Annotated in this window: 25 protein-coding genes; 11 read left to right on the top strand and 14 right to left on the bottom strand. The window is 48.0% G+C overall.

All coding sequences use genetic code 11. The annotated features are described in order from the left end of the window. Window positions 1–159 precede the first annotated feature (159 nt). From HZS85_RS01585 to HZS85_RS01570, 4 genes are all read right to left on the bottom strand, one after another. Window positions 160–1,371 carry a helicase-related protein gene (locus HZS85_RS01585; RefSeq protein WP_214852443.1) on the bottom strand — a complete coding sequence of 404 codons (1,212 nt, stop codon included), beginning with the start codon at window positions 1,369–1,371 and terminating at the stop codon, window positions 160–162. Window positions 1,372–1,614: 243 nt separating this feature from the next. After that, a complete protein-coding gene (locus HZS85_RS01580; protein ID WP_214852441.1) occupies window positions 1,615–2,463 on the bottom strand; it encodes a DegV family protein in 849 nt (282 codons plus the stop codon). Between the two features lie 134 nt (window positions 2,464–2,597). Continuing rightward, on the bottom strand, window positions 2,598–3,290 hold the full coding sequence (locus HZS85_RS01575) for a response regulator (RefSeq protein ID WP_029342537.1): 693 nt from the start codon (window positions 3,288–3,290) through the stop codon (window positions 2,598–2,600). Next, on the bottom strand, window positions 3,287–4,459 hold the full coding sequence (locus HZS85_RS01570; RefSeq protein WP_214852439.1) for a sensor histidine kinase: 1,173 nt from the start codon (window positions 4,457–4,459) through the stop codon (window positions 3,287–3,289). Before HZS85_RS01570 ends, HZS85_RS01575 begins: the two co-directional genes overlap by 4 nt. Before the next feature lie 99 nt (window positions 4,460–4,558). On the opposite strand from HZS85_RS01570, the gene HZS85_RS01565 reads away from it, so the two are divergent. From HZS85_RS01565 to HZS85_RS01555, 3 genes are all read left to right on the top strand, one after another. After that, a complete protein-coding gene (locus HZS85_RS01565; RefSeq protein ID WP_214852438.1) occupies window positions 4,559–5,200 on the top strand; it encodes a YigZ family protein in 642 nt (213 codons plus the stop codon). A 69-nt stretch (window positions 5,201–5,269) separates the two neighbouring features. Further along, window positions 5,270–6,301, top strand: coding sequence for an LCP family protein (locus tag HZS85_RS01560; RefSeq protein ID WP_214852436.1), 1,032 nt, complete (start codon window positions 5,270–5,272; stop codon window positions 6,299–6,301). Beyond that, a complete protein-coding gene (locus HZS85_RS01555) occupies window positions 6,276–6,692 on the top strand; it encodes a GNAT family N-acetyltransferase (RefSeq protein ID WP_056063092.1) in 417 nt (138 codons plus the stop codon). The genes HZS85_RS01560 and HZS85_RS01555 overlap by 26 nt, the downstream gene beginning before the upstream one ends. Before the next feature lie 63 nt (window positions 6,693–6,755). On the opposite strand, the gene chrA is transcribed toward HZS85_RS01555, so the two are convergent. The 4 genes from chrA to HZS85_RS01535 all read right to left on the bottom strand — a co-directional run bounded on the left by chrA (window position 6,756) and on the right by HZS85_RS01535 (window position 10,846). Next, window positions 6,756–7,907 carry a chromate efflux transporter gene (chrA, locus tag HZS85_RS01550; RefSeq protein WP_214852434.1) on the bottom strand — a complete coding sequence of 384 codons (1,152 nt, stop codon included), beginning with the start codon at window positions 7,905–7,907 and terminating at the stop codon, window positions 6,756–6,758. A 52-nt stretch (window positions 7,908–7,959) separates the two neighbouring features. Next, window positions 7,960–9,063, bottom strand: a complete 1,104-nt coding sequence (locus HZS85_RS01545; RefSeq protein WP_251137786.1) for a DUF418 domain-containing protein — start codon at window positions 9,061–9,063, stop codon at window positions 7,960–7,962. Window positions 9,064–9,341: 278 nt separating this feature from the next. Then, window positions 9,342–10,385, bottom strand: coding sequence for a glycosyltransferase family 4 protein (locus tag HZS85_RS01540; RefSeq protein ID WP_035410148.1), 1,044 nt, complete (start codon window positions 10,383–10,385; stop codon window positions 9,342–9,344). 59 nt (window positions 10,386–10,444) lie between these two features. After that, window positions 10,445–10,846: a Rok-like winged helix domain-containing protein gene (locus tag HZS85_RS01535; protein ID WP_035410150.1), complete on the bottom strand. Its 402-nt coding sequence runs from the start codon at window positions 10,844–10,846 to the stop codon at window positions 10,445–10,447. A gap of 293 nt (window positions 10,847–11,139) precedes the next feature. Here HZS85_RS01535 and HZS85_RS01530 point away from each other — a divergent pair, with 293 nt between their 5' ends. Next, window positions 11,140–12,624, top strand: coding sequence for an N-acetylmuramoyl-L-alanine amidase family protein (locus HZS85_RS01530; protein ID WP_214852432.1), 1,485 nt, complete (start codon window positions 11,140–11,142; stop codon window positions 12,622–12,624). 93 nt (window positions 12,625–12,717) lie between these two features. Here the strand turns inward: HZS85_RS01530 and pgmB are convergent, their stop codons facing one another. Then, complete coding sequence (pgmB, locus tag HZS85_RS01525) at window positions 12,718–13,389, bottom strand: beta-phosphoglucomutase (RefSeq protein WP_214852430.1); 672 nt, start codon at window positions 13,387–13,389, stop codon at window positions 12,718–12,720. 278 nt (window positions 13,390–13,667) lie between these two features. On the opposite strand from pgmB, the gene secA2 reads away from it, so the two are divergent. Further along, a complete protein-coding gene (secA2, locus tag HZS85_RS01520) occupies window positions 13,668–16,031 on the top strand; it encodes an accessory Sec system translocase SecA2 (RefSeq protein WP_214852428.1) in 2,364 nt (787 codons plus the stop codon). Further along, complete coding sequence (locus tag HZS85_RS01515) at window positions 16,015–16,776, top strand: SLAP domain-containing protein (RefSeq protein WP_214852421.1); 762 nt, start codon at window positions 16,015–16,017, stop codon at window positions 16,774–16,776. Before secA2 ends, HZS85_RS01515 begins: the two co-directional genes overlap by 17 nt. A gap of 38 nt (window positions 16,777–16,814) precedes the next feature. Here the strand turns inward: HZS85_RS01515 and HZS85_RS01510 are convergent, their stop codons facing one another. Further along, complete coding sequence (locus HZS85_RS01510; RefSeq protein WP_029342549.1) at window positions 16,815–17,147, bottom strand: Asp23/Gls24 family envelope stress response protein; 333 nt, start codon at window positions 17,145–17,147, stop codon at window positions 16,815–16,817. 56 nt (window positions 17,148–17,203) lie between these two features. Next, window positions 17,204–18,265 (bottom strand): acyltransferase family protein, encoded by a 1,062-nt coding sequence (locus HZS85_RS01505; protein WP_214852419.1) that lies wholly within the window; start codon window positions 18,263–18,265, stop codon window positions 17,204–17,206. Window positions 18,266–18,307: 42 nt separating this feature from the next. Here HZS85_RS01505 and HZS85_RS01500 point away from each other — a divergent pair, with 42 nt between their 5' ends. Together HZS85_RS01500 and HZS85_RS01495 are read left to right on the top strand one after the other, a co-directional pair. Further along, entirely contained in the window at window positions 18,308–19,048 is a 741-nt protein-coding gene (locus tag HZS85_RS01500) for an SGNH/GDSL hydrolase family protein (protein ID WP_214852417.1), read from the top strand. A 345-nt stretch (window positions 19,049–19,393) separates the two neighbouring features. Then, window positions 19,394–19,861, top strand: a complete 468-nt coding sequence (locus HZS85_RS01495; protein ID WP_214852415.1) for a hypothetical protein — start codon at window positions 19,394–19,396, stop codon at window positions 19,859–19,861. 59 nt (window positions 19,862–19,920) lie between these two features. Here HZS85_RS01495 and HZS85_RS01490 read toward each other — a convergent pair whose 3' ends face one another. Together HZS85_RS01490 and HZS85_RS01485 are read right to left on the bottom strand one after the other, a co-directional pair. Continuing rightward, complete coding sequence (locus HZS85_RS01490) at window positions 19,921–20,517, bottom strand: alpha/beta hydrolase (RefSeq protein WP_214852413.1); 597 nt, start codon at window positions 20,515–20,517, stop codon at window positions 19,921–19,923. Further along, entirely contained in the window at window positions 20,514–21,452 is a 939-nt protein-coding gene (locus HZS85_RS01485; protein WP_214852412.1) for a VOC family protein, read from the bottom strand. Before HZS85_RS01485 ends, HZS85_RS01490 begins: the two co-directional genes overlap by 4 nt. Window positions 21,453–21,631: 179 nt before the next feature. Between HZS85_RS01485 and HZS85_RS01480 the strand changes: the two genes are divergently transcribed. From HZS85_RS01480 to HZS85_RS01470, 3 genes are all read left to right on the top strand, one after another. Next, entirely contained in the window at window positions 21,632–22,525 is an 894-nt protein-coding gene (locus tag HZS85_RS01480) for an ABC transporter ATP-binding protein (RefSeq protein ID WP_035410178.1), read from the top strand. Next, a complete protein-coding gene (locus HZS85_RS01475; RefSeq protein WP_214852410.1) occupies window positions 22,515–23,714 on the top strand; it encodes an ABC transporter permease in 1,200 nt (399 codons plus the stop codon). Before HZS85_RS01480 ends, HZS85_RS01475 begins: the two co-directional genes overlap by 11 nt. Window positions 23,715–23,780: 66 nt before the next feature. After that, window positions 23,781–24,209: a hypothetical protein gene (locus HZS85_RS01470; protein ID WP_149427807.1), complete on the top strand. Its 429-nt coding sequence runs from the start codon at window positions 23,781–23,783 to the stop codon at window positions 24,207–24,209. Window positions 24,210–24,257: 48 nt separating this feature from the next. Here the strand turns inward: HZS85_RS01470 and HZS85_RS01465 are convergent, their stop codons facing one another. Continuing rightward, window positions 24,258–24,887, bottom strand: coding sequence for a helix-turn-helix domain-containing protein (locus HZS85_RS01465; protein ID WP_050678754.1), 630 nt, complete (start codon window positions 24,885–24,887; stop codon window positions 24,258–24,260). Window positions 24,888–24,895 lie beyond the last annotated feature (8 nt).

Genomic DNA, 24,895 nt, shown 5'->3' with positions numbered 1-24,895 from the left:
TACAATCTGAACAGCATGGCGAACCCGGCTTTCCACAATCGACGCATTCCCCTCTTTTTACAAACTTTATTTTACAGGTCGGACAGGTCACTTGCCTAGTCCAGAGATTTCCGAGTTCCCAACTAGGTAGATAGACCTCTTGACAGAATAAACATCGATTCATGGTTGCACGGCATTCGCTTTTTTAATGTGATGGATCGCTTCATACATCGCATCACTTCGGTCATTCGCGCAAAATAAAATGTCACCATCCGGATACGCCGACGATCGTCCGACACGTCCGCTGATTTGAATCAAGGCTGCCGTACTGAATCCGTGATCGGCATCAAGAATCGCAACCTGGACGTTTTCGATCGTCACACCCCGCTCTAGAATCGTCGTTGTCAGTAAGATTCCTGTCGATTGTCGAAAGCGTCGGACCTTCTCGACTCGTTCTGAATCCGCGGCATGGACCGTCTCGACGGTATAGCCTGCATCTGCGAATCGGTTCTGCCATCGCTCAAGCTCCGCAATACGCGAGACGAACACGAGCCGTGGTACAGCAGCATGACGCGCCAACCAATCGAATACGATCTGTTCGGTATAAGGTACGACGAGCTTTGGTACCGGTAACGGATGCCCGTGATAGCGTCGCATCAGTCGGACTATCGGAAAGCGTCGATGCCAAAACGAAGGGGTGGCGCTTAATAAAATCAAGGCAGCGTCTTTCGTCATCGCTCGTTTGACGTACCGGTGCAACGTCCGGTCCATCCGGTAAGGGAAGGCATCGACCTCATCCAAGAAGACGACATCGAAACAATGCCGGTAATGAATCAATTGGTGTGTCGTACTGACCGTGATGTCACCTAACTCGAGACGCTCCGACGAACCACCGTATAAAGAGACAATGGACGTATTTGCGAATGCTCGCTTTAAATGCCCTGTCAATTCCCGAACGACATCCGCCCGAGGTGCTGCGACAAGAACACGTCGTCCGTTTGTAAGGGCGTCGGCGATTCCTGGAAAGAGCATCGGCGTTTTTCCGGCACCACACACGGCATGGACAAGAAGTCGTTTCGGACGCAAGACGGTCTGCTGGATTGCTTGTGCGATGCGCAGTTGCGCCGGCGTCAACAACAATGGTCCGTGTTGCGACGGGATCACTGGATCAAGCGCTCCCAAATCCGTCACGAGCCTCCCGCAGCTTCGCAATTTGCCATAAGCGAGACATTTTCGACAATAATAACAGGCTTTTCCACATGTACAGGCACCTCGTACTGGTAGTGCGCCACACCGTTGACAACGCCATGTCACGGCTGGCATGTATCGATATGTTTCGTTTGGTGTATCTATCCATTCAGCAGGTACGAGCCGTCCTCGAAGATCCATCATCATGACCTCTCCTTTCTGTGACGTTCCTTTCTCGCATATGCCTGGTATCTCCTTGTCCGCATTCGTTCCTGCTCCATCGCTTTTTTCCTCAGTCAAATTAAGAAAATAGTGTATGTTATGTCTCTAAAAGTTGTCGTAAGTAGAATCATTCATGAAAATCGAGGATTTTGACAAAACAAAAGCAACAGGTATTCTCAATGTAAGAGAATTCCTGTTGCTCATCTGTTTTCTCGGATATATTGTTCATTCCGCTGCATGATACCATGTGATACCAATTGCACCAGGTCCGAGGTGGGTCCCGATGACGGGTCCGAAGAAGCTCATCTCGATGCGCGCCTGCGGGAAAAGTGCCGTTAGTTCGGCAATTTCTGCTTCTGCTTTCATAGAATTCTCAGCATGGATGACACCGATGACATATCCTGCTCCGTCTCCTTTGATGTCTTCCTTCATCATTTCCTCGATCCGATTGACCGCTCGCTTGAACGTCCGGATTTTTTCGAACGGAACGATTTTCCCGTCGATGAAGTGAAGGACCGGTTTTATCTTCAGAAACGAGCCGACGAATGCCTGTGCGACACTCAGACGTCCACCGCGCTGGAGATGGGCTAGATCGTCGACGACGAAGTAGGCTCGAATCTGTTTTTTTAATGTCTCCAGACGATCAACGATCGTCTCTGCCGTCGCTCCTGCATCTCGCAAACGAACGGCTTCTTGGACGAGAAACGCTTGCGGCATACAGGAAATACGTGAATCGATTGGATGGACGTTGACATGCTCCACCATCATGTTGATCGTATGTAACGCTTGATACGTTCCACTGATCCCACTCGATAGTGTGATACCGATGATATCCGTTCCTTCCGGCAATTGCTCGAACGACGCAACGAGATCACCGATGTTCGGTTGTGATGTCGTCGGGAGGCTGCCCGTCTGGATGCGTTCATAAAATTCAGCTACTGAGATGTCAAACCCTTCTCGATAGGCGTCACCGTCGAAGATGACACTAAGTGGTGCGACGTGCACTTGATGTTCTTCACAATAGGTAGTTGGCAGATAGGCTGTGCTATCCGTTAAGATCACAATCTGGCTCATCCGTGAATTTCCTCGCTTTTATAGTTCCGTCGTGACGCTGCCGAATGTGACACGCCACAATCGTTTTTAAGTGTAGCATTTTTCCTTGGATAAAAAAAGAAAGACGGGAGCCCCGGCTCCTGTCTTTCGAGATATTAGACGACGACCCATCCACGGCGGATTGATTCGACGACGGCACCAGTACGGTCCGGTACATTCATCTTCCGAAGGATCGATGAGACGTGGTTCTTGACCGTCTTTTCACTGATGTATAACGTATCGCTGATCGCGCGGTTTGAGAAGCCGTCCGCCAGTAACTGTAAGACTTCGCATTCGCGACGTGTTAGAACGTGGAGCGGTGCTTCCGCGACTCGTTTTTCAACAGGCTGTGATGCCATCGTTTGTTTCATCTTCATCAAACGACGATATTCCTGTAACAAGTTCGGTGTGACCTTCGGATGGACGTAGCCACCTTCGCGGTATACGGAACGAATCGCATTGACGAGCTCATCGGTTGCCATTTCTTTTAAGAGATAACCGACCGCGCCCGCACCGAGTGCGTGCATGACATACGTCTCATCATCATGAATCGATAAGATGATGACACGGACGTCCGGATAGACTTCCATCAGACGTTTTGTTGCTTCGACACCATTGACTTGCGGCATGTTGATATCCATTAAGACGATATCCGGTTGGTGGGTTTCGACGAGCGAGATGACTTCCGCTCCGCTTTCCCCCTCCGCTACGACGACGAACTCTTCTTCGAAATCAAGAATTCGTTTAACGCCTTCGCGGAATAACTGATGATCGTCGACGATGACTACTTTCACTTGCTCGTTGTTCACAGTGTTTCCCCTCTCGCTTCAGATTCCTCGATCGGAATCTTTACCTTGATGACCGTACCTTTTCCGGGTTGCGTCTCGATTTCGAATTCACCATCGATCAATTCGATCCGCTCACGCATACCGACGAGTCCGAATGACTCGTCACACGACGCGACGATGGAATCAAAATCAAATCCAACGCCATTATCCTTTACATGGATTCGTACGGAATGTTGATATTGTTCTATGATAATACGAATGTCACTCGCTTTGGAATGCTTAACTGCATTTTGGACGGCTTCTTGCACGATTCGGAAGACAGCAACTTCATACGTCGAATCGATTCGTTCACCGCCTCCAAGATAGTTGAAGTGAACCGGAATATTCGAAATTTCTTGAATATGACGAAGATAACGTTCGAGCGTCGGAACGAATCCGAGATCGTCAAGCGTCATCGGACGTAAATCGTATATGATACGACGGATATCAGCAAGCCCATCCCGAATCAACGTCCGTAAACGGTGAATTTCTTCAAAAGCTGCCTCTGCCCCATTGTGCTGGTGAATCTTTTCAATCAAATCTGCTCGGATCAAGACATGGGCAAGCGTCTGTGCCGGACCATCATGCATATCGCGCGACAGCCGGCGGCGTTCATTTTCGGCGGACTGGAAGACTTTTAGACCCATCTCCTGCTTTTGCATCGCCTTTTCATATTTTTCATTCATCATCTGCATATCGTCCGTCAAGAAGTTCAAGACGACCGAGACACGTCCAATCAATTGATCTGCTCGTTCTATCGTCTCATCGAGCTGAATCAGTCGGCGCTCGAGCTCATCACGTCGTTTTCGGCAATTCATCTCGTCTCGTTGATTGATGAACGATTCGAGCTGCAACGCGTTTGCAGTCTCATAGGCCGACCGGACATCCTGTTCCGAGTAGCTGTCGAAGTTCTTACTGACGACGACGAGTCGCGCCTTCGCATCCTTGATATGCCGTTCAAGTCGTTCTGCTTCTTTTATATAGTCGTGCACCCGAATCTTCAGGTCGCGTAGTTCTTGCTGAATTTCGGCATACTGCTCGCGAGAATTTTCCGTGATCCGGACGATTTCTTCCCGACTCTCTTCTACGACGCCGATGATGTTCTGTACGATATCATTCAAGGATAGCCGCTCCCTCATCTCATTCGTCATGGTACTCCCTCCATTCCTTGCCAGTCGTCTACGGTTGTCTCTCTCTTGGAACGTCGTTATGCTAGAGAAAACTAGTTAACGAGGAGGACATTTTTGATTATGACAATATCTAATTATTATACAGTAAAAGAAAACGGTTTCCACGAAATCATTATCCAAAAGTCACGATTCATCACCTATTTAGCGCGTGCAACGACGGAAGAACAAGCCCAGGCGTTCATTTCCGAGCTGAAAAAAAAACACCACGATGCGAACCATAATTGTTCCGCTTACGTCATCGGTGAACGCAATGAGATCCAAAAAGCGAATGATGACGGTGAACCGAGCGGAACGGCCGGTGTTCCGATGCTTGAAGTATTGAAAAAGCGAGACTTGCGCGATACGGTCGTTGTCGTGACACGATATTTCGGCGGTATCAAGCTCGGTGGCGGTGGATTGATCCGCGCTTATGGTTCGAGCGTTTCTGAAGCACTGAACGCAGTCGGTGTCGTCGAACGGATCGAACATACTGTCGTCTCCGTCACCGTCGATTATACATGGCTTGGAAAGCTTGAGAACGAACTGCGGGCAAGCGTCCATCCAATTGATCAGATCCATTACCTCGATCAAGTCCAGATCGACGTCCTCGTCAAGACAGCCGATGTTCCGGATTTTCTCGACTGGATGACGAACATGACGAATGGTCAAGCTGAGTTGTCAAGCGGCTCTACACGCTACCTCGAACGTGACATTATTTCCTGAACTGCTATACTGATTATAAAGAATTTTAAAGTTTTTCAAAAATTCAGATACAGTTAGGGGTTAATGAACGTGGAAGAGCGAACCCGAAGCAATAAAAAAAAGATAAAGAAAAAACGTTCTTGGTTCAAAGTGTTCGTGATCAGTTTTCTGGTCGTGCTCGTAGGTGGAGGTGCAACCTTCGCTTACGTCGCGTACAAGACGTTCCAGACCGCAAACGATGCAAATGTCGATTTAGCACGCGGTGACAAGTCCGAGAAACGAGAAGCTGCCATTGATTTGACGAAAGATCACTTTTCCGTTCTGCTCGTCGGAACGGATGAACGACCTGGTGACACTTCCTCACGTGCTGACACGATGATTGTCGCGACATTCAACAAGGACGATCAGACCGTTGATATGGTCAGCATCCCCCGTGATTCACTCGTCGAGATCCCTTCTGTCGGTTACGAAGATAAAATCAATCACTCTTATGCCTTTGGTGGCATCGATTCAACGATTGAAACAGTCGAGACGTTGCTCGATATCCCAATCGACTATTATGCCTCGATCAACTTCAACGGTGTCGTCGCGATCGTTGACGCCTTAGGTGGCATCGATGTCGACGTCAAATTACCGATCGATACGCTCGACTCATCTGATAAGCGCAATGGCGTCAAATTGGAGCCGGGGAAACAAACGTTGAACGGAGAGGAAGCACTCGCTTATGCCCGAATGCGTTATCAAGATCCTGAAGGTGATATCGGTCGAACAAAACGCCAACAACAAATCGTCGAAGCGATCGTCGATCAATCCACCTCATTCGGTTCCATCACGAAATTGAACAGTCTGATGGATGCGACCGGTGATAACTTCAAAACGAACATGTCGTTGACGGAAGCATTCCAATTGCAACCATTCATCAAAAAAATCGGTTCGGTCAACCGGATTGATTTAAAAGGAACGGATACGAAAATCAACGGCGTCTACTACTACCAACTTGATCTGACTTCACTTGCGGATGCAAAAACGACGTTGAAGGAACAGCTCAATCTACCGACTGATGAGACAACGGACGGCACTATGACGGAGGCTGCAGATGATTCGGTCACTTCAACCAACTGATCATACGTCACTATTAGACGTTCAGCGCCGCGCTTACAAGATTGAAGCACGATTACTCGAAACTGCTGATTTCCCGCCATTGCGAGAAACGATTGATGACATCAACATAGAGGCACCGACTGGTTTTGTTTATGTTATCGACGATAACATCACTGGTGCCGTCACGGTTGACGCTCTGACAATCACCCGTCTCGTCGTTGATCCGGCATACTTCCGGCAAGGGATTGCACAATCCTTGTTGCAACATCTATTCGAACACAGTCACGCAAAACATGTCATGACCGGAGCGCGTAATCTTCCCGCGCTCGCTCTTTATGCTCGCTTCGGCTTCACGGAAGTTCGACGCGTATTCCGCGATGAGATTGAACTCGTCTTCTTGACGCGCATGTGACGTCTAATAACAAAGCAGCAGTGGACAAATGTCCGCTGCTGCTTTGTTATTATGCTTTGTTATTTAGAAGAAAAGAAACCCAAGCACTGCACCGATCAGAACGATGCGAAGCGGTGACTGCTTGTAAAAACGTAACAGACAAAATAATCCGAAAGCCATCAAGAAGTCGAGTCCACTTTTAATACTCGATGTAAAAATCGGATCGTACAATGCCGCGAGTAAGATACCGACGACGGCAGCGTTGACCCCGATCAACATCCGACCAACCGACTGATTTTTTCGGATGCGATCCCAGTACGGCAAAACACCGATGACGAGTAAGAAACCGGGAAAGAAAATCGCAAGCGTCGCAAGGATGCCTCCAGAAATACCAGAGACGATCGTACCGAGATACGTCGCGAATGTGAAGAGAGGTCCCGGTACTGCTTGTGCCGCTGCATATCCGGCAAGGAACGTATCCGTATTCATGAGTCCAGGTACGAGCGATTGCTCAAGAAACGGCAAGACGACGTGCCCGCCACCAAAGACGAGAGCTCCGGCACTGTACATGATACTCGTCAGCTGGATGGTTCCAGTTGTCGCTTGAGCGAGAAGCGGTGTGACGGTGAGTAAGACGAAAAACAAGGCGAGTGCGGTGACGCTAAGCATTCGTGGTACGCGAATTGACAACGAACCACCTGTCTTCGTTCCTTCTTTGAACCAGAAGAAGGCAATAAGACCAGCCAGTAACAAGACTCCGACTTGCGCCAATGGATGGGCGATCAAGAGCACGGCTGCGAGCGCCAGTAACATCAAGGTCAGGCGTTTGGCACCTGTCGCAAGCTTCATTCCCATACCCAGAACGGCGTCAGCGACAATCGCAACTGCTACGAGCTTCAAACCATGAATGAATCCAGCTTCTGCAACGTCGAACCGTGTCGCAAGAAGCGCGAACAGAATCAAGGCGATACTCGACGGCAACGTGAAGCCGATGAAGGAAATAATTGCTCCTGCTACCCCACCACGGATCAGTCCGATGCCCATTCCAACCTGACTCGAGGCTGGACCGGGTAAGAATTGACAGAGCGCGACTAAGTCAGCATAGGCTTTCTCGTCGATCCATTTTTTCCGTTTGACATATTCTTCATAAAAATACCCGAGATGGGCGACCGGACCACCGAACGACGTCCATCCGAGCTTAAACGACACTAGAAAGATTTCGATTAAACGATGCATGTTTCACCTCCATCTTTCATTTTACATAAAAATTGTTAAGTTCTCGTGAACTTCAATAATTTTTCTTCCCGTATGTTCCTTTTCGCCACAATTTCTCCATGGGACCTTGTGCATGATGCTTTAGATATCTGTTTGATGCAATACCTTGCGTAATCAAAAGCAGGAATACAAGTAACAGACCTTGCCATAAAGGCGTCGTTTCAAACTGACCGCTCAGGAAGATGAAACATGTAAAGACGAGTGTGTGCATTAAATAGTTCGTCAATGCCATCCGTCCCAGTCCAGCAAACCACCGCATTCGTCCAGCACGGACGAGTAATGCGACAGCACAAGCATAGGTGATAGCAAGCGTCCGACCTGATAACCAGACATAAAAGAGATTAGATGAACCGTCTGGTACGTCCATATGTGAATGAATGATTCCTACGAATGATGGCACCGTCAGCAACAGGCTGATTCCGAACGTCCACCAGAGAAAACGATTCGTCGGCGGTCGTGTGCTGAAACGTTCCATCAACAATGCCCCGATTAAGAACAGCGACAGAATTTGCGGCCATATGATACCGGTGTTCAGAAAGGATTGCGGTAGTTGAACGGTTATCTCATCGTGAATGAAGCCGACAATATCCCGGGAAGCGACCAACGATTGCAAGAAATCATTCTCTTCGATACTCGATTCATCTCCGAATTCGTTAGCATATTGGTAAATCGATATGTAAATCAGGAAAGTATACACTTGACCGACGACTGCAACTAACATTTTCGTAATCGGCTTTGCTTTCGTAAATAATAACAAGATGAAACCAGTCAACGCATACGTATGTAAAATATCGCCCTGCCACAAGCATAAATGCACTAGTCCAATGAGAAAAAGAATCCCCAGACGACGCGCAAAAATCATCTTCGATAATCCTTTTTGTCGCAAACGCTGGATGAACAAATAGAATCCTGCTCCGAACAAGACACTAAACAGCGTATAGAATTTCGTCTGGATGAAGAGATCAAAAAACAGACGAATCCATTGGTCCGCTTCCCCCATCATCGCATGTGATCGATCCCCAAGAAAACTTGGCATATTGACGAATAGGATTCCGCATAATGCAAAACCCCGTAACACATCTAAATAAACGATGCGTTGATTCAACTGTTGTTCCAACCTAACACTTCCTTCCTAAAAAAAGGGGCTGACTCAAAAAAAGAATGACGCGTCTTTTCACGCCCTTTCCTCAGGCGAGACACAAGCCAGTTTTCCTGCTCCGTTGAAGCAGGAAAGCGGGTCTTGTTCGTCTCTGACAGCGCATAAATGCGCTTGTTCCTGTAGGAGTGGCGCGAAACGCGTCATTCTTTTTGTTAAAAGATAAGGGTGGCAGATCATCATTCTGCCACCCTTATCTTTGTAGACACTGACTTTTGAGTCAGCCCCTTTATCATACGCTATCTCGATGTAAAACGTTCCAACAAATTCAATAATGGACGATAGCGTTCACCGAGCAAACCGAGCGACTCGACTAAAATATCGAGGACAAGCAGTAACATGACGAGGGAGACAAGTGCCCCAAGTGAGTTCGTCTGAGAAAAGAGAACTGCCGTCATCCCAAAAATTGCACAGAGTCCATAGATGACAAGGACCGCTTGGCGCATTGTAAAGCCAAGATCAAGTAACCGGTGATGCAAATGAGCTTTGTCCGGTGCGAATGGCGGTTTTCCTTGCAACACCCGACGGACGATCGCAAATAACGTATCGGAAATCGGGATACCAAGCAAAATGACCGGGACGGCAAGCGAGAACAGCGTCACGTTCTTGAATCCAAGTAACGACAACACACCGAGCATATACCCGAGGAACAAAGCACCCGTATCGCCCATGAAAATCTTCGCTGGGTAAAAGTTATGGAACAAGAAGCCGAACGTACTCATCAATAAGAGAATCGCGACGATCGTCACGTAGACGTTTCCTTGGATGACGGCAAGACTAATCAATGTCAACAAGACGATACTTGAGACACCAGCTGCTAAACCATCTAATCCATCAATCAAGTTGACGGCGTTCGTGATCCCGATGACCCAAAGGAACGTCAACGGAACACTCCACCACCCGAGATATAATTGTTGGTCGAACGGTAGATTGATGAACTCGATCCGAATCCCACCGTTGAGGACAATGACGGCGGCAACGATTTGCCCCATCAGCTTTAAACGGGCATTGAGCTGGAATCGATCATCAAAGGCACCTGTCAAAATAATAACGAATCCGCCGACTAGAATATGCGTCGCATACGGACTCGAAGGTTGTAAGATAAAATAACCGATCATGAACGCGATATAGATCGCAAGTCCGCCAAGTCGCGGCATGATTCGGACATGTACTTTTCGCGCGTCTGGACTGTCAACGGCACCGACTGCAATCGCAAAGCGTTTCACGACGGGTGTGATCAGTAAGGCGGCGATAAAACAGACGATGGACGCAGTCCATAACATAGTAACATCACGCTCCTGCGCGAATTATATCATAAAAAAAAAGAGCCGACGAGCGGCTCTTACATGAAGATCGGTACTTCAGCAGCTGGATCATATGTATAGATACCGCGTCCAACTTTCTTAATGGCAGGGTTTGCCTGTTCGACTTTCGCCATCAATTGATAGATATTGCTGATTTGATGGCGATAACGTAACTCGAGTTCCATTTGGATATCACGAGCTGTCATCGATTCACGCTCGCGCATTAAATCACTGATTTGGTGCACGTAGACTTCTAGTGGATACCGTTGATTGACGCGACGTTGCTTTAACGGACGCTCATGCGTGACGGCGATTTCTTGCGAATGTTCTCCCGTTCCACGGCTTAATTCCGAGATCAAATACTCGGCGCGACGTTGCAGACGACGGTATTCCTCTTCGATTTCCATTAGTTCGCGGTAGATGTGTTCACTGTTCCCCATTCCTTGCCCCTCTTTCCTATTTTATACATTAATGTTTCATTTGTGTTTCAATTGTATGTATTTTGAAATATATTAAACTATAATTTGCCTCGATAATATATAATTTCTTTAATTATTTAATTATCCTGTAATATTTTCATATCCTTACCGATAAATTGGCTACACTTCATATTAACAGAAAGGAATGAAAACGGAACATATAATTTCGAGATTTAACTATTTTAATAATACTTAAGTTCTATTAATACAAGATATATCTTTCTTATTTTAACGAAAAGGAGACTGGAAATTTAATGGGCAAATTACCTAAAACATTTCAGACCGCTTTAGTACTTTCGTTGGTATCCGGTTGCTTCGCTTCTACTTCTACTGTATCGGCTGCGACCGGCACAACCTTTACGAAAACTTCGTATCAGACGACGGATGCTTTGAATTTACGTAGTTCGAATTCGACCTCTTCGAAGAAACTACTGACGATCCCGAAGACGACGAACGTCACGTCAAACTACCGTAAAGGCTCTTGGTATAAGTTGTCATATAAAGGAAAGACGGGTTATGTGACGGGATCTTACCTGAAAAAGATTGAGAATGGTACGTCCTTTACGAAGACGTCCTATAAGACGACCGATGCGTTGTCCTTACGTAGTGCGGCAACGACGTCTTCTAATCGCTTGTTGACGATTCCTAAAGGGACAGGCGTACAATCGAGTTTTAAAAGCGGAAATTGGTATAAAGTGACCTATGCGAACAAGACTGGTTATGTTTCGGGTTCTTATTTGAAGAAAGTAGCTGCACCAGCTAAAACCACGGTCTATACGACGACCGATCGCTTGAACTTCCGTTCGTCCCCTTCGACGTCCGGGAAAGTACTTACAACGATTCCGATTGGAACAGCAGTCAGCTCCCTCGCCGTTAAATCGAACTGGCATACGGTGCAGTACCAAGGGAAAACAGGTTATGTCATGGGGACATACTTGAAGAAAGGGACTTCCGTCCCTGCCTCGACGACTGGAAACGTTGACTACAGTGGTTCGAAGATGTATGTCTTGATCTCGTCCGGTAACAGTGTCGCTCTTCGTGCGAATACTTCAACGCTCAGTGGTCAAATCGCCCGTCTCGGTCGGGGGACCCCTGTCGTCGTCACGAATCCGCGGCATCAAACGAAAGGCTTCGTCGCCGTCCGGACAGCGAGTGGTCAAAGCGGTTATGTCGATGCGACGTATCTGACACTGTTCCAACCGGCACCATCAAACCGTCCATTGCTTGTCCTTGACCCGGGTCATGGTGGACATGACGCAGGCGCGGTTCGTTACGGCGTTACGGAACGTGACATCGTCCTTGCAGTCACGAAACAAGTCGCTGAACGTCTTGCCGGAAAAGTCGATGTGACGATGTCACGTTATACAAACGATTACTACCCGTCACTTGGAGAACGGAGCGCCCTTGCGAACAGTCATGCGACGACTGCTTTCGTCAGTGTTCATATCAATGCTTCAACGAGTGCACAGGCATATGGAGCAGAGACCTTCTACTATAAGGGTGCTTCTTCGATCAACCTCGCTCAGAACGTTCAGCAACGTCTCGTCTCGTATGCTGGCATGCGTAACCGAAGCGTTCACTATGCGAACTATGCTGTCATTCGCGGCACACAAGCACCGTCGATTCTAGCGGAGCTCGGTTTCCTCTCGAACAGCGCGGATCGTGCGAAACTGACGAATCCGACGTACCAGTCCCGCTATGCTCAGGCGATCGCGGACGGTATCCTCGCTTCACTTTAAATCAACCGCATACCAAAAAGGATCGCTCAGGGAAGCGATCCTTTTTGTATACACATAACTTTCAAGGAATGTCCTTCACCATCAGGGAATGGTTCAGACAAGGGAGCGACTAGCGAGGATTTGCTCAAGGGAAAGCAAATCTGTCGAATCGACACGATAGTCTGCCTCATGGAGTGCCGACTCCGGTCCTACTCCGACGGCATACATGCCGGCAGCGTGAATGGCAGTGATGCCAGCTGTCGCATCTTCTACACCGATGCAATGACTCGGTTCGACGTCGAGTGCTTCTGCAGCACGGAGAAACACTTCAGGGTGTGGTTTCGATTGTGCAACAGTCGCAGCGTCTACGATGTCATCGAAATAGTGTCGAACCTTTAATGCCTCAACGACCATCAGCGCATTTTTAGAGGCGGACGCCATTCCGATTTTCAGCCCAGCGTTTCGGATTTCATCGAGGAATGCAGTGATTCCAGGAAGAAGATCCTGTTCAGAGATATGCTGGATCAATGTGACATAGTGTTCGTTTTTCTTCGCGGCGAGTGCTAGCTTCTCCTCCGCTGAAAAAGCGTTCTGTTTTCCCCCGAGCGCAAGGATCCGCTCGAGTGAATCCATCCGGCTGACACCTTTTAATGTCTCATTGAATTCCCGGTCGAACGGGATATCCAAGTCCTCTCCTAATTGTTTCCACGCTAAGTAGTGATACTCTGCCGTATCGGTAATTACGCCGTCTAAATCAAAAATGACCGCTTCGATCGTTGGTGCCATCCGACATCCATCCTTTCTTCCATCGTCCATGAAAGGCAAGAAATCGAATGACTTTGCGCAAACGATTGCACTTGCCTTATGAATAATTTTACTGGTTCTTCCGAATCTTTGCAAGCGTTATCAAATATTTCTGATTTTCTATTTTCAGACGCAAAACATGTCCATTTTGATAACGCTTTCATTTTTAAGGGAATGTTTTACTTATTTCGTTTTTTACTATTCGTTTTACAATTTTTAACTGCTATAATGACTTCATAGCATATGAGGGAGTGACGAAGATGTTTCAACGTGTTAAACAGTTGTTGAATGATCAAAGTCGAAGAATTCATCGTTATGAAAAAATCGTAACGACGATCAATAGCTTAGAACGAGAAATGGAGCAAACATCTGATGAAGCGTTACGGGAGTTGACGATTTCGTTACGGGAACGGCTACGAAACGGAGAACGGATTGATGCGATCTCACCAATGGCATTTGCGCTTGTTCGAGAAGCGAGTAAACGAACGCTTGGCTTACGGCATTACGACGTGCAGCTCATGGGCGGACTCGCACTGCTTGAAGGACAAATCGCTGAGATGGCGACTGGTGAAGGAAAGACACTCGTTGCTTCACTCGCGAGCTTCACCCAAGCGTTATATGGAAAAGGTGTTCACGTCATTACCGTCAATGAATATCTAGCACGGCGCGATGCTGAACAAATCGGTCAAATCCATCGTTTTTTAGGACTGCTAGTCGGAATCAACTCCGCTGAAGCCACCTTTGAAGAAAAACGGATTGCTTACGCAGCGGATATTACATACGGTGTCGGGACTGAATTCGGATTCGATTACCTGCGGGATCATCTAATCATGGAGCCAACGGAACGTCTGCAACGTCCCCTGCACTTCGCCTTAATCGACGAAGTCGATAGCATTTTAATCGATGAAGCGAAAACGCCACTCATCATGGCGGAACGAGACAGTGTCCACGAAGGATTACAACAACTCGTCCGTCATGTCGTCCAGACGTTTGAAGACGAGCGGGATTATACGTTTGATGAAGAAATCAAAGCCGTCGCCTTGACCGATCACGGTATTGAGACGATCGAAGATGCGTTTGCGATTGATCATCTGTTTGTCGCCGAGCATTCCGTCCTCTTCCATTACGTCATTCAAGCCTTACGTGCCCATGTCGTTCTCAAACGAGATGTCGATTATATCATCAAGGATCAAAAAATCGCGCTCGTCGACCTCTTCACAGGTCGTCTGATGGAAGGACGCAGTCTATCTGATGGTTTACACCAAGCCCTTGAAGCAAAAGAAGGGGTTCCGGTCACGGAAGAGAACCGGACGACCGCCCAAATCACGATCCAACATTATTTCCGTCTCTATCATCAGGTAGCTGGAATGACCGGTACGGCGGCGACGTCACGGGAAGAATTTCAAAAGACGTACGGCATGGACGTCGTGACGATTCCATCGAACCGCCCGAAAATTCGGATCGATGCAGAGGACGTCGTCTTTGCAACACGCGACGAAAAGCTAGAAGCCATCGCGCTGGCAACAAAATCGGCACACGTCACGGAACGACCGGTTTTAATCGGGACTTCATCGATTGAACAGTCTTTGCGCGTCGCGAAGACACTTGATGCGCATAGACTCACCTACGAGATCCTGAACGCTAAAACCGTCGATCAGGAAGTCCGGATCATTGCGGCTGCCGGACAAGCTGGTCGAATCACGATCGCGACCAATATGGCAGGTCGCGGAACGGATATTTTACTCGATGAAACGGCACGACAACAAGGCGGCTTGTTCGTCATCGGTACCGAACGCCATGAATCGATTCGGATCGACAACCAGTTGCGTGGTCGGGCAGGTCGCCAGGGTGATCCTGGATTGACGCAGTTTTATCTTTCGCTCGAAGATGAACTGCCACGCCGTTTCGCGCGCGATCGCCTCGAGCGTGTGCAACAAAAAGTACGAAACACTGCCGGTCCGCTCACTTCGCGTGACGTCCGGGATCTATTGCAGTTCGCTCAGTCGACATGTGAATCTGTCAACCGAAGTGTTCGGGATGAACTCGTTCAGCTCGAAGAAGTCATCAGTGAACAACGGCAAGCGATCTATCATCTCCGGAATAGAATCGTTGATGCGACGTCACTCGAGGATATCGTTCAGCCATTTGCAGGACGTGTCTTGCCGTCGATCCTCGACCAAACCCTCTCTGACGATCTCGTTCCAGAAGAATGGCCACTGGCTCTCGTCATGACAGAACTCGAGCAACTGTTACATCAACCAGTCACGTTAGAACGACTGGAGACGATCGACGAGATGAAACGACAACTCGAGCCGCTGATTGTTGAAACCGAAGCCCTACTCGTTGCCCATGTCACAGCTGAAAAAGAGACCGTCAAACGTTTCATCCTCCTTGCACTGGACGAGCAATGGACGCGCCACCTGACAGCGATGAACACTTTAAAAGAAGGGATTCATCTCCGCAGTTACGGACAAGAACAACCGGTCCGCATCTTCGAACGGGAAGGCATGGATTATTTTGAATATGCCATTGCAAGTTTCGAGAAACAGGTCCTTTCAGGCATCTGCCGCGCCGAACAGACACACGATAGCGAAGGAGAACTGCACCATGCACACGTCGAATGAAGTGTTCCGTCCCCCGCTCTATTTCACGGAGGACATGCCGATCGTCAAGGAAGATGAATACGTCTTTCGTCACGTCGCGAAACAACTGCCTGATCTAGAAGCCAATCAGATGGCGATCCATCTGTTTCAAGTCTTATCACACTGTCCGCTTCATGTCATCGCCTTGTTCCAAAACACGTTGTCTCGGTCGTTCCACCTGAATGACCTCGTCGTCCTTGCTTTATCCGGTGATGAACTTGTTGCTCGTAAAGTTCTCAGTATCGAGGAGGTCCCGGTCATCCTTCCGATGGCGACGTTACCGCTCTGGTTGACGTTTGAAGAAGACGAATGTTTCGTCGACCTCGAACAGTTGACGGAGCCGCTACAACTCGTCTTCTCAAGCGAGACTCTGACGGAGCTCTTCATCGAAGACGACTCCACGGAACTCGAGCAACGGATGATCCGCCAAGTCGCTTATTCGCATCCGACACCACCCGCAGACGGTTGGTCCCTCTTACCAGTTTCAATCATGCGCGAACTAGACACTGTGACAGCAATCGTTCTCGTCCGTAATGCGAGCGATCAGACGCTGACACTCGAGGCGCTAACGCTTGAACTAATGGATGACGAAACGCCAATCGCAGATGTCACCCATCCCGGACTATCCTTACCCGCTTATAGTCAACAAGCGATCCGTCTCCGTTTTTCCTGCACCGCCCCGCACGTCGATGCTCTCGGACTCCGCTATCTCCCACCTTCTTCATAAAAAAACGTCTCGGCACACAAGATGCCGAGACGTTTTCCTTATCCTTTTAAGAGTCCGATGACACGGACGTTGATTGCTTTTGGTTGGAACGCGAGCATATTTTCCATGTCTTGCGCGATTCGTTCTTGGACTTTTCCAGCTGTCTTGATGATCGACATGCCGTATTTGATATGCACAGATAAACTGACCGTGATGTCGCCGCCGACATCTTCGACTTTTACAAGTTTGACCATCTGTTTTTCCTGTAATTTCGAATCATCTGCTGTAAAGGCAATACCTTCTGTTTCTTGAACGGCTACACCTGCGATGACCTCGATGACTTGTTGCGAGACGTTCACGACACCATCCGCATTATTTAAATTATATGACATACCTTCCACGCCCTTCGTCTAGTAATCCATCTATCTAAAGTGTAATGCATTCCGCTTTATTTTGAAAGGTCTTCCCGCTTCTCGACGATCGGACGAATGTCGATCTCAATCAAAGGACGGAGGACACGGACGACGAGCGGGTGTATGATGATGCCAACGATTAGTAAGGCGACGCCAATCATGATCAGTAAGGCAAGCCATGCTTGCGGAACGAACGCATCCGTTACGTATTGGCGCCACGCCATGACGAAGAAGACGTGAAGCAAGTAGACATAGAGACTGAGTTCCCCTGCTCGCGTGATGAGCGGCAAACGACGCATTGGAATTAACATCATGAAACCGAGCGAAGCCGCAATCGATAAGAGGTAGATGACGCTATGCTTGAGTACACCAACCAACGCGTCACTATCATATTGTTCGACATATGGGAATCGATGCTTGAACGCATTTGCAAAGTCGACGATCTCTTTCGGCGTATCACGCCATGCTTCGAATAACAGGAAGCCCATGACGGCTGCGAACGTGATACCACCAATCAAACGGACGTTCATCCGCCGCTTGAAATTCTTCGGCATCTCGAAAATCCGGATGAACTCGTGCTCCGATAGATAGTTCCCGAGTAAGAAATACGGATAGAACATGATCAACTTGCGAAGTGCTAAGAAGCCCGTGTTCTCAAGCTCGAACCCATATAACAAAGCGAACGCGAGACCAAACCAGACATATCCTCGCAAGCGGACGACATACGGCGTTACGATATACCAGACGACCATAACGAACAGATACCAAAGTGCCCAATACGGACGTAGTAGATGTGTTCCGATATTTTCCCCGGACAACAGTGGTAGTCCTTCTCCAAGTGTCGCCCAAGAACCAATTAAAATTTGCCAGACACAGTAGACGGCAAATAATTGGATGACACGTAAGTATTTATTTTCGCGGAAGAAATAACCGCTTAAGATAATGAATAATGGCATATGAAACGAGTAAATCAACAGATAGACCGTCTCGAGCAACTTTCCATCATAATCAAACCGTAAATCCGTCAGCATGTGACCGATGACGACGAAAATGACAAGAAAACCTTTGATATTATCAAACCAAGGATTCCGATTCATGTTACACTACCCCTTATACTCCCTCGAAAGGAACGAATGTTTATGAAAAAGACACTCCTGATTCTATCCATCGTCTTGAACGTCGTTCTCCTTGCATTGTTACTGGGACGTAAACCGCTCGAAACTTTCGGAAGCGTCTTACCTGCAAAGAGTACGACTCCAGTCACGACATTCCAATACGATAAGAACCCGAACTATGTCCGTTTGAATAGTTTATTCCATACTTATCAATACCCAAAATCAGCGAACGCTGTCATGTTAGGTGACTCGATGACGAATTTTGCCGATTGGCGCATCTTGATGGAGGATCCGACAATCATTAATTTCGGGATTCCTGGCGATACGACAGAAGGCTTTTTGACTCGCCTCGACTTGATTCTCGAGATGAAACCAAAACGCGTCTTCTTGATGGGTGGCATCAATGACATCCGTCACTATACGCCGATTCCACAAATTACCGAGAACATGACGACGATCGTGACGACACTTCGAAAAAATAACATCGACGTCGTCCTCCAGTCAACCGTTCCTGTGGCTCCAAAATATTCGGACTCTGTCCGAATCAATCGTGATGTCGAAGCGTTGAACCGAAATTTACAAAATCTCGCTCAATCGCTTAAAATCCCATTCGTCGACTTGAGACCTGTCTTGACGAACAAACAAGGGTATCTTCAGAATCGCTTGACGTATGATGGATTACACCTCGTCGGTGGGGGTTACCTGCGCTGGAGTGATGCCTTAAAACCTTATGCGTTGCAAACAAACATAACAGCAAACAAATAAGCAATGACGCATTAAAAAAAACGGCTCATCCCGACAATCAGGATGAGCCGTTTTTCGATTCTTAGTCTTCTTGGTTTTTAACACCCATATAAGCTGCAACGCTTGATGCTGAGAAAACAGCAACAGCAACGATTCCGACAGCGATCCAGATAACCTGATCCATCATTTCTTCATATCCCCCTTTATGTAACCGCTCACTTCTACATTTAGCGTACACGAATTTCGTCAAGAAAGAAACACATTTTCCATGTCTAATGACTAGACGATTCGGGAAAAAGTAACTATAGTAAAAGGACAACTATAAATTGTCAGAAAATTCGATTATTTAATAAGGAGGTGTTTCTGATGGCCACTTCATTGCTTACGCCGAAAGTGACGTTACGACATCGAAGTACTCTCAACTTTGGATATTGGCTTGTCATCGGATGCATAGGATGGGTGATGCTTGCCCTCGTCACGAATGTTGGTACCGTTCTTGGTCGTCTTCCTTTATATGAAAGCATTCCCCTCGCGATCCTTGTACTTGGGCTCACAGGTATCGTACTAAAAATGGCGCGTGACGAGTGGTGGATTCATTATCTTGAACGTCAGACCCAGTATTATATCGGACATGAGACCGTCACCAGTTGGTGCACGACGATCGATAGCATGTGGCTGATCCGTAAGACGATGCGTCGTGAACTTCGCCTACTTTACCGGCAGCTCGCTCAGACGAAAGCATCGGAAGAAGTGAAACAGATCCTTGCCCTTCAGCTTGTCGAGCGTGGCGTGCTCATCGTCTACTCCCGTCCAAAAAGTGGTCATCCCGCTTGAAACGAAAAGAGGACTGCCCCATTACCTTCTAGAAGAGAAGCAGATGGGACAGTCCTTTTTTAGTGTTTTAACCAATCGGTTGCTGCTTCAATCGTCGGCATGACAAGTTGGTGTCCGTAGTTCGACCATGTGACATCGACTGATGCACCAGCCTCCTTCAAGAGTGCTGACAACTCTTCTGTTTCCTGAGCGGGACAGATTGGATCATTACTACCGGCTCCGATGAACACACGAACGTTTGATAAGTCCGGTAACGTCACACCGCGACGTGGTACCATCGGATGCAGTAAGATGGCTTGTTTAAATAGCGCTTCTTCAAACAACATGTTCGCTGCGATGTTGGCCCCGTTCGAATAACCGACCGGAATCAGGCGATCGAGTGCGAAGTCATGTTCCGCTGCTTGTTCCTGTAAAAATTGAATCAATCGTGCTGTCCGTAAAGCGAGATCTTCTTCATCGAAGACGCCTTCTGCGAGCCGTTTGAAGAAACGTGGCATCCCGTTTTCCGAGACTTCTCCACGGACAGACAAGTAACCGGCTTCCGGATCAAGCAGCGAGACGAGTCCGACGAGGTCTTGTTCCGTTCCGCCTGTGCCGTGTAAGAGTAAAAAGATCGGTGCATCCATTGTTTTTGGTGCTTGATATAAATGAATCATATGAGTCTCCCCTTCGGTACTGTAATAGGTGTTACGTGATTCGTGATCGCGGTGCGATGCGCTTCAAATTGTTCCGGTAACTTCAAGTCTTCTCCAAGCATCTCGAAGTCCTCATCGATCGCGAACCCTGGATTGTCAGTTGCGATTTCATGCAATATTCGACCTCGATCATGGAAATAGATCGACGTGAAATAATTGCGATCTTTTACTTCAGTCGTCTGCAAACCGAATGCGTTGATCGCCTTCATCCAGTCGAGTTGTTCCTCTTGATCGGTTGCGCGCCAGGCGATGTGGTGAACGGTTCCCGTACCCGGACGACCAACCGGCATCTGACCATGTACGACATCAATGACATTTCCAAACTCCCCTTCCGCAATGTACCGGTCAACGGTCTCCGTCCGTTTACTGAGGGTGAGCCCTAATGTATCGGTCAGTAATTTGGCTGTGTCTGATGGATCTCGCGACAGTAATGTCGCTCCCGCAAATCCTTTGATGGCGACGTCACGCGTGACACCGTCGATTTCATAGCGACTGCCTCGTCCCGCCTTGCGTTCGACGAGCTCGATTTGAAGACCATGTGGATCTTCGAACGCGATCTGTTGCTCTCCGAAACGAACTGTTTCTTCAAACGAGACGTTCTTTTGCGTCAGCCGTGCTTTCCAGAAATCCGATGCACCGACCGGAATCGCATAAGCTGTCGTTCCGACCTGTCCGGCACCGACCTGTCCTCTCGCCATGCCTTCAAATGGGAAGAACGTGATGATCGTTCCGGGTGCACCAGACTCGTTTCCAAAGTAAAAATGGTACGTCCCTGGATCATCGAAGTTGACCGTTTTTTTGACGAACCGTAGTCCGAGAATCGTCCCGTAAAAATCAAGATTTTCTTGAGGATCGCCGACCATTGCTGAGATGTGATGGATACCTTGCGTTTTCATAAAACAGGTTCCTCCTTCAATCGTTACTGTTAACACAATAATAGTAACTAATGAACAAAAAGTAAACTAATTAGACTTGTTTCCATTTCCCCTGGAACCTTTACCCAATTTTGACCGTAGGACACTATGTAACAATGGTACACTTGTCGTGCAACAGACATCTTTATGAGGAGGTTCTTATGTTAGAAATCAAACACATCACGAAGCGTTTCGGCGATTTCACTGCCGTTGATGCGTTGACGATCGAAGTGCCACGCGGACAAATCTTTGGTTTGCTTGGTGCGAACGGTGCCGGCAAGACAACGACGTTCCGGATGCTACTCGGTCTACTCCAACCGACCGAAGGTTCGATCACATGGAATGGAGAGCGTATTCCGACTTCAAAGATTGGATATCTTCCGGAAGAACGCGGATTGTATCCGAAAGTCCGAGTCGACGAACAACTCTTATTTCTTGCTGAACTCCGCGATATGAAACGGAAGGATGCAAAACGAGCACTGACCGAATGGCTCGAGTATTTCCAAATTCCTCAATATGAAAAAATGCGTGTCGAACAACTCTCAAAAGGAAACCAACAAAAAATCCAGTTGATCTCCGCCGTCCTACATAAACCTGAACTGCTGATTTTAGATGAACCATTTAGCGGACTCGATCCAGTCAATGCGGAACAATTAAAACGTGCCGTTAAAAAATTGACCGTCGATGGAACGACGATCGTCTTCTCGAGTCACCGAATGGATCATGTCGAAGAACTCTGCGAGCATGTTGCGATTCTCGATCATGGTAAGCCCGTCGTCGCTGGTTATCTTCCTGATATTAAGGCGAGCTATGGGAAGACCCGTGTCCTCTTGACGACGGATGCCCCACCACTCCTATGGGATAGCTTACCGGGTGTCCTTCAAGTTGAGTCGGACAATAATGGGCATGTCGTCCAAGTTTCTTCAAAAGAAACCGCTGACCAACTTCTCCAACATATCGTCAGTGAAGGACATCATGTTGATCGTTTCGTCTGGGATCAATTATCCTTGCAGGATATCTTCATCGAGGAGGTCGGAAAACGTTATGAACCGTAAATTCCTGACTTTATATCGCTTCAATCTATTACAGAAATTACGTGCCAAAAGCTTTTTAATCTCAACTGTTCTGATGGTCCTGTTTCTCGTCGGCTTCGGCAATATCGAACGGATTCTCGACTGGTTCTCGGGTGACGATCCGAAAGTCGCCCTCGTCAGTGAATTATCGACAGACCTTCGCCCTGCCTTGAAAAAGGCTGGTGTCACCTCAGACATCACACCGAAGGAGTATACGGTCGCAGAAGCACGTAAAGCGGTCGATCGAGGCACGTTTGACGTCGTAGCGATTGTCCAAGATTCTTATGACGTGACGCTCGTTAGTGCTAGTCCTGAATCCGAGTTACAGACACAAGTCGCGACGGTCGTCAAACAAGTCCGTGATCAAGCGGTCATCACGGATGCGAAGATTGACCCGAACGTTCTTGCGTCACTCGCTAAACCCGTTCCCGTCAAACAAGAGTTGACGTCGACAGGTGGAAAAAGTGAAGACGAACTCTTTGCTGCCTCCGCGCTCGTCTATGTATTGTTGTTTTTGATGTACTTCACGATCGCGATCTACGGTGGAATGATCGTCACGGAAATCGCGAATGAAAAATCATCACGGGTCATGGAGTTGCTGATCTCTGCGGCGAGTCCGATCCAGCACATGCTCGCGAAGATTCTTTCAATCGCTACCGTCAGTCTCGTACAATTGTCGATTCTCGTCGGTGTCGGCTACTACAGTGCTCAAAGCAGTAGTTTATTCAATCAGTTATCACTCGACTCCTTAAGTGCCCGAACAATCATTTATCTGTTCGTCTTCTTCTTGCTTGGATACTTCCTATATGCCACGTTACTTGCAGCACTTGGTTCGCTCGTCAGTCGGGTCGAGGATGCGCAGCAAGTGACGTTACCGGTCATCTTGTTGATCGTTGCTGCCTTCATGATTTCGATGTTTAGTCTGAATGCACCGACGAACCAAGCTGTCGTCGTCCTGTCATTCGTGCCGTTCTTCACACCGATGGTCATGTTCCTGCGCGTCATGTTGACCGATGTATCGCTATGGCAAGTGTCAATTTCGCTCATCTTGATGCTGATCAGCATCTCGCTTGCCTTATTCGTCGGAACAAAATTCTATCGGGGTGGTGTTCTGTTCTATGGATCGAATCCACTCAAACAGTTGCGCCGGATCTTAAGCGGTCGCCGGTAACAGTTTACAAGACGAATCGTTTCCGCTATCGTTAGGTGAGAAAAAGCCTTTAGGAGGAACTACGTTATGCGGTCTCGTTTTTGGGCAGCGATCCTTTTCACAGCTGCTGCCATGGTCTCGTCACTTGTCATGTTCACGAAATTCCCGCAAGCGAGTGCGACATGGGAACTCGTCCTTGCCTATGGAGGCATGGCGTTCATCTCTAGCCTCTTTTGCTGGTCCTTCGTTGCGGTGCGCCGCCACTCTTCTCGTTTATACGGAAGCTGGGTCGGTGTCTTCATCGCTGGACTGACTGTCTTACTCGTCTGTATCGCGCGATTCGTCTTGCGTGGTGATGTGATGATGATTTTCAAATGGCAAGCGATGCTCGGTAGCTTAACTCTCAATTTCGGCTATGTCGGTTGGGTACTTGTCATTGCAAATGCGATCATTGGTTTCATCATCGGTCGGATCCGTCAAAAGACGCGTCGTCCACGCCCGATGCCACAACGTTAATAAAAAGTCGCTGTCTTCTGAACGTCAATCAGAAGATAGCGACTTTTTTTATTTACGATGGTAGCGGGAACGACTTTTCCGGTCGCTGTAATCCGCATAATAGGTCGAACTGGATAAAGAAACACCGTCCGTCATGCGATCGAGATATTCATCGAGTTGCATCATCGATGGTAATTTATCCTCGAACAACTCATACGTCTCTTCCGCTTGATCGCGTTGCAATTCCCCTGCTTCCATCACGGCTTCGACGAGCTCATGGAAGATCCGTTGCTCGGTCGCACTCATCGTCTGCTCGATCCGTTTGACGTCCTCATCATACATTAAATCAAACAGGCGCATTCGCTCTTCGAGCTGTTCCTCGACCCACGTTCCGTCTTGTCCGAGCGTCTGTTCATAAGCAAGCTTCATCTCTTCGAACGGTGTGTTCTGTTGCATGATGAATTTCAACGACTCCCCCGTCCAGATATGCCGTGCCAAATAACTAGCGTCGATGTTCAAGACGTCCGCCAATGCTTCGATGTAGGGTTTGGTTGGATAGACTTCGCTGAGCTCCGTCCGGCGGATGAAGTACGGTGCGACGCCGAGTCGTTCAGCCAACTGTTCGATCGTAATCCCGGCACGCTCCCGTAAAATACGAATCCGGTCACCGTAACCCCGATATGGTGAATGGTCTAGCATACGATTCC

The sequence above is a fragment of the Exiguobacterium sp. s130 genome (assembly GCF_018619055.1).
In the GTDB taxonomy this organism is placed as follows: Bacteria; Bacillota; Bacilli; order Exiguobacteriales; family Exiguobacteriaceae; genus Exiguobacterium_A.
The sequence above is the reverse complement of the archived record's forward strand: the minus strand, read 5'-3'. Positions and strand labels throughout refer to the sequence as shown.

Bases quoted from the DNA above. Each gene is read 5' to 3' on its own strand.
- HZS85_RS01565 (WP_214852438.1), top strand. From the start codon at position 4,559: ATGACAATATCTAATTATTATACAGTAAAAGAAAACGGTTTCCACGAA.
- HZS85_RS01495 (WP_214852415.1), top strand. From the start codon at position 19,394: ATGGCCACTTCATTGCTTACGCCGAAAGTGACGTTACGACATCGAAGT.
- HZS85_RS01465 (WP_050678754.1), bottom strand. From the start codon at position 24,887: ATGCTAGACCATTCACCATATCGGGGTTACGGTGACCGGATTCGTATT.
- HZS85_RS01580 (WP_214852441.1), bottom strand. From the start codon at position 2,463: ATGAGCCAGATTGTGATCTTAACGGATAGCACAGCCTATCTGCCAACT.
- HZS85_RS01510 (WP_029342549.1), bottom strand. From the start codon at position 17,147: ATGTCATATAATTTAAATAATGCGGATGGTGTCGTGAACGTCTCGCAA.
- HZS85_RS01540 (WP_035410148.1), bottom strand. From the start codon at position 10,385: ATGTTATGGACTGCGTCCATCGTCTGTTTTATCGCCGCCTTACTGATC.
- HZS85_RS01555 (WP_056063092.1), top strand. From the start codon at position 6,276: ATGATTCGGTCACTTCAACCAACTGATCATACGTCACTATTAGACGTT.
- chrA (WP_214852434.1), bottom strand. From the start codon at position 7,907: ATGCATCGTTTAATCGAAATCTTTCTAGTGTCGTTTAAGCTCGGATGG.
- HZS85_RS01475 (WP_214852410.1), top strand. From the start codon at position 22,515: ATGAACCGTAAATTCCTGACTTTATATCGCTTCAATCTATTACAGAAA.
- HZS85_RS01570 (WP_214852439.1), bottom strand. From the start codon at position 4,459: ATGACGAATGAGATGAGGGAGCGGCTATCCTTGAATGATATCGTACAG.
- HZS85_RS01470 (WP_149427807.1), top strand. From the start codon at position 23,781: ATGCGGTCTCGTTTTTGGGCAGCGATCCTTTTCACAGCTGCTGCCATG.
- HZS85_RS01535 (WP_035410150.1), bottom strand. From the start codon at position 10,846: ATGGGGAACAGTGAACACATCTACCGCGAACTAATGGAAATCGAAGAG.
- HZS85_RS01490 (WP_214852413.1), bottom strand. From the start codon at position 20,517: ATGATTCATTTATATCAAGCACCAAAAACAATGGATGCACCGATCTTT.
- HZS85_RS01505 (WP_214852419.1), bottom strand. From the start codon at position 18,265: ATGAATCGGAATCCTTGGTTTGATAATATCAAAGGTTTTCTTGTCATT.
- pgmB (WP_214852430.1), bottom strand. From the start codon at position 13,389: ATGGCACCAACGATCGAAGCGGTCATTTTTGATTTAGACGGCGTAATT.
- HZS85_RS01585 (WP_214852443.1), bottom strand. From the start codon at position 1,371: ATGATGGATCTTCGAGGACGGCTCGTACCTGCTGAATGGATAGATACA.
- HZS85_RS01480 (WP_035410178.1), top strand. From the start codon at position 21,632: ATGTTAGAAATCAAACACATCACGAAGCGTTTCGGCGATTTCACTGCC.
- HZS85_RS01500 (WP_214852417.1), top strand. From the start codon at position 18,308: ATGAAAAAGACACTCCTGATTCTATCCATCGTCTTGAACGTCGTTCTC.
- HZS85_RS01530 (WP_214852432.1), top strand. From the start codon at position 11,140: ATGGGCAAATTACCTAAAACATTTCAGACCGCTTTAGTACTTTCGTTG.
- HZS85_RS01515 (WP_214852421.1), top strand. From the start codon at position 16,015: ATGCACACGTCGAATGAAGTGTTCCGTCCCCCGCTCTATTTCACGGAG.
- secA2 (WP_214852428.1), top strand. From the start codon at position 13,668: ATGTTTCAACGTGTTAAACAGTTGTTGAATGATCAAAGTCGAAGAATT.
- HZS85_RS01485 (WP_214852412.1), bottom strand. From the start codon at position 21,452: ATGAAAACGCAAGGTATCCATCACATCTCAGCAATGGTCGGCGATCCT.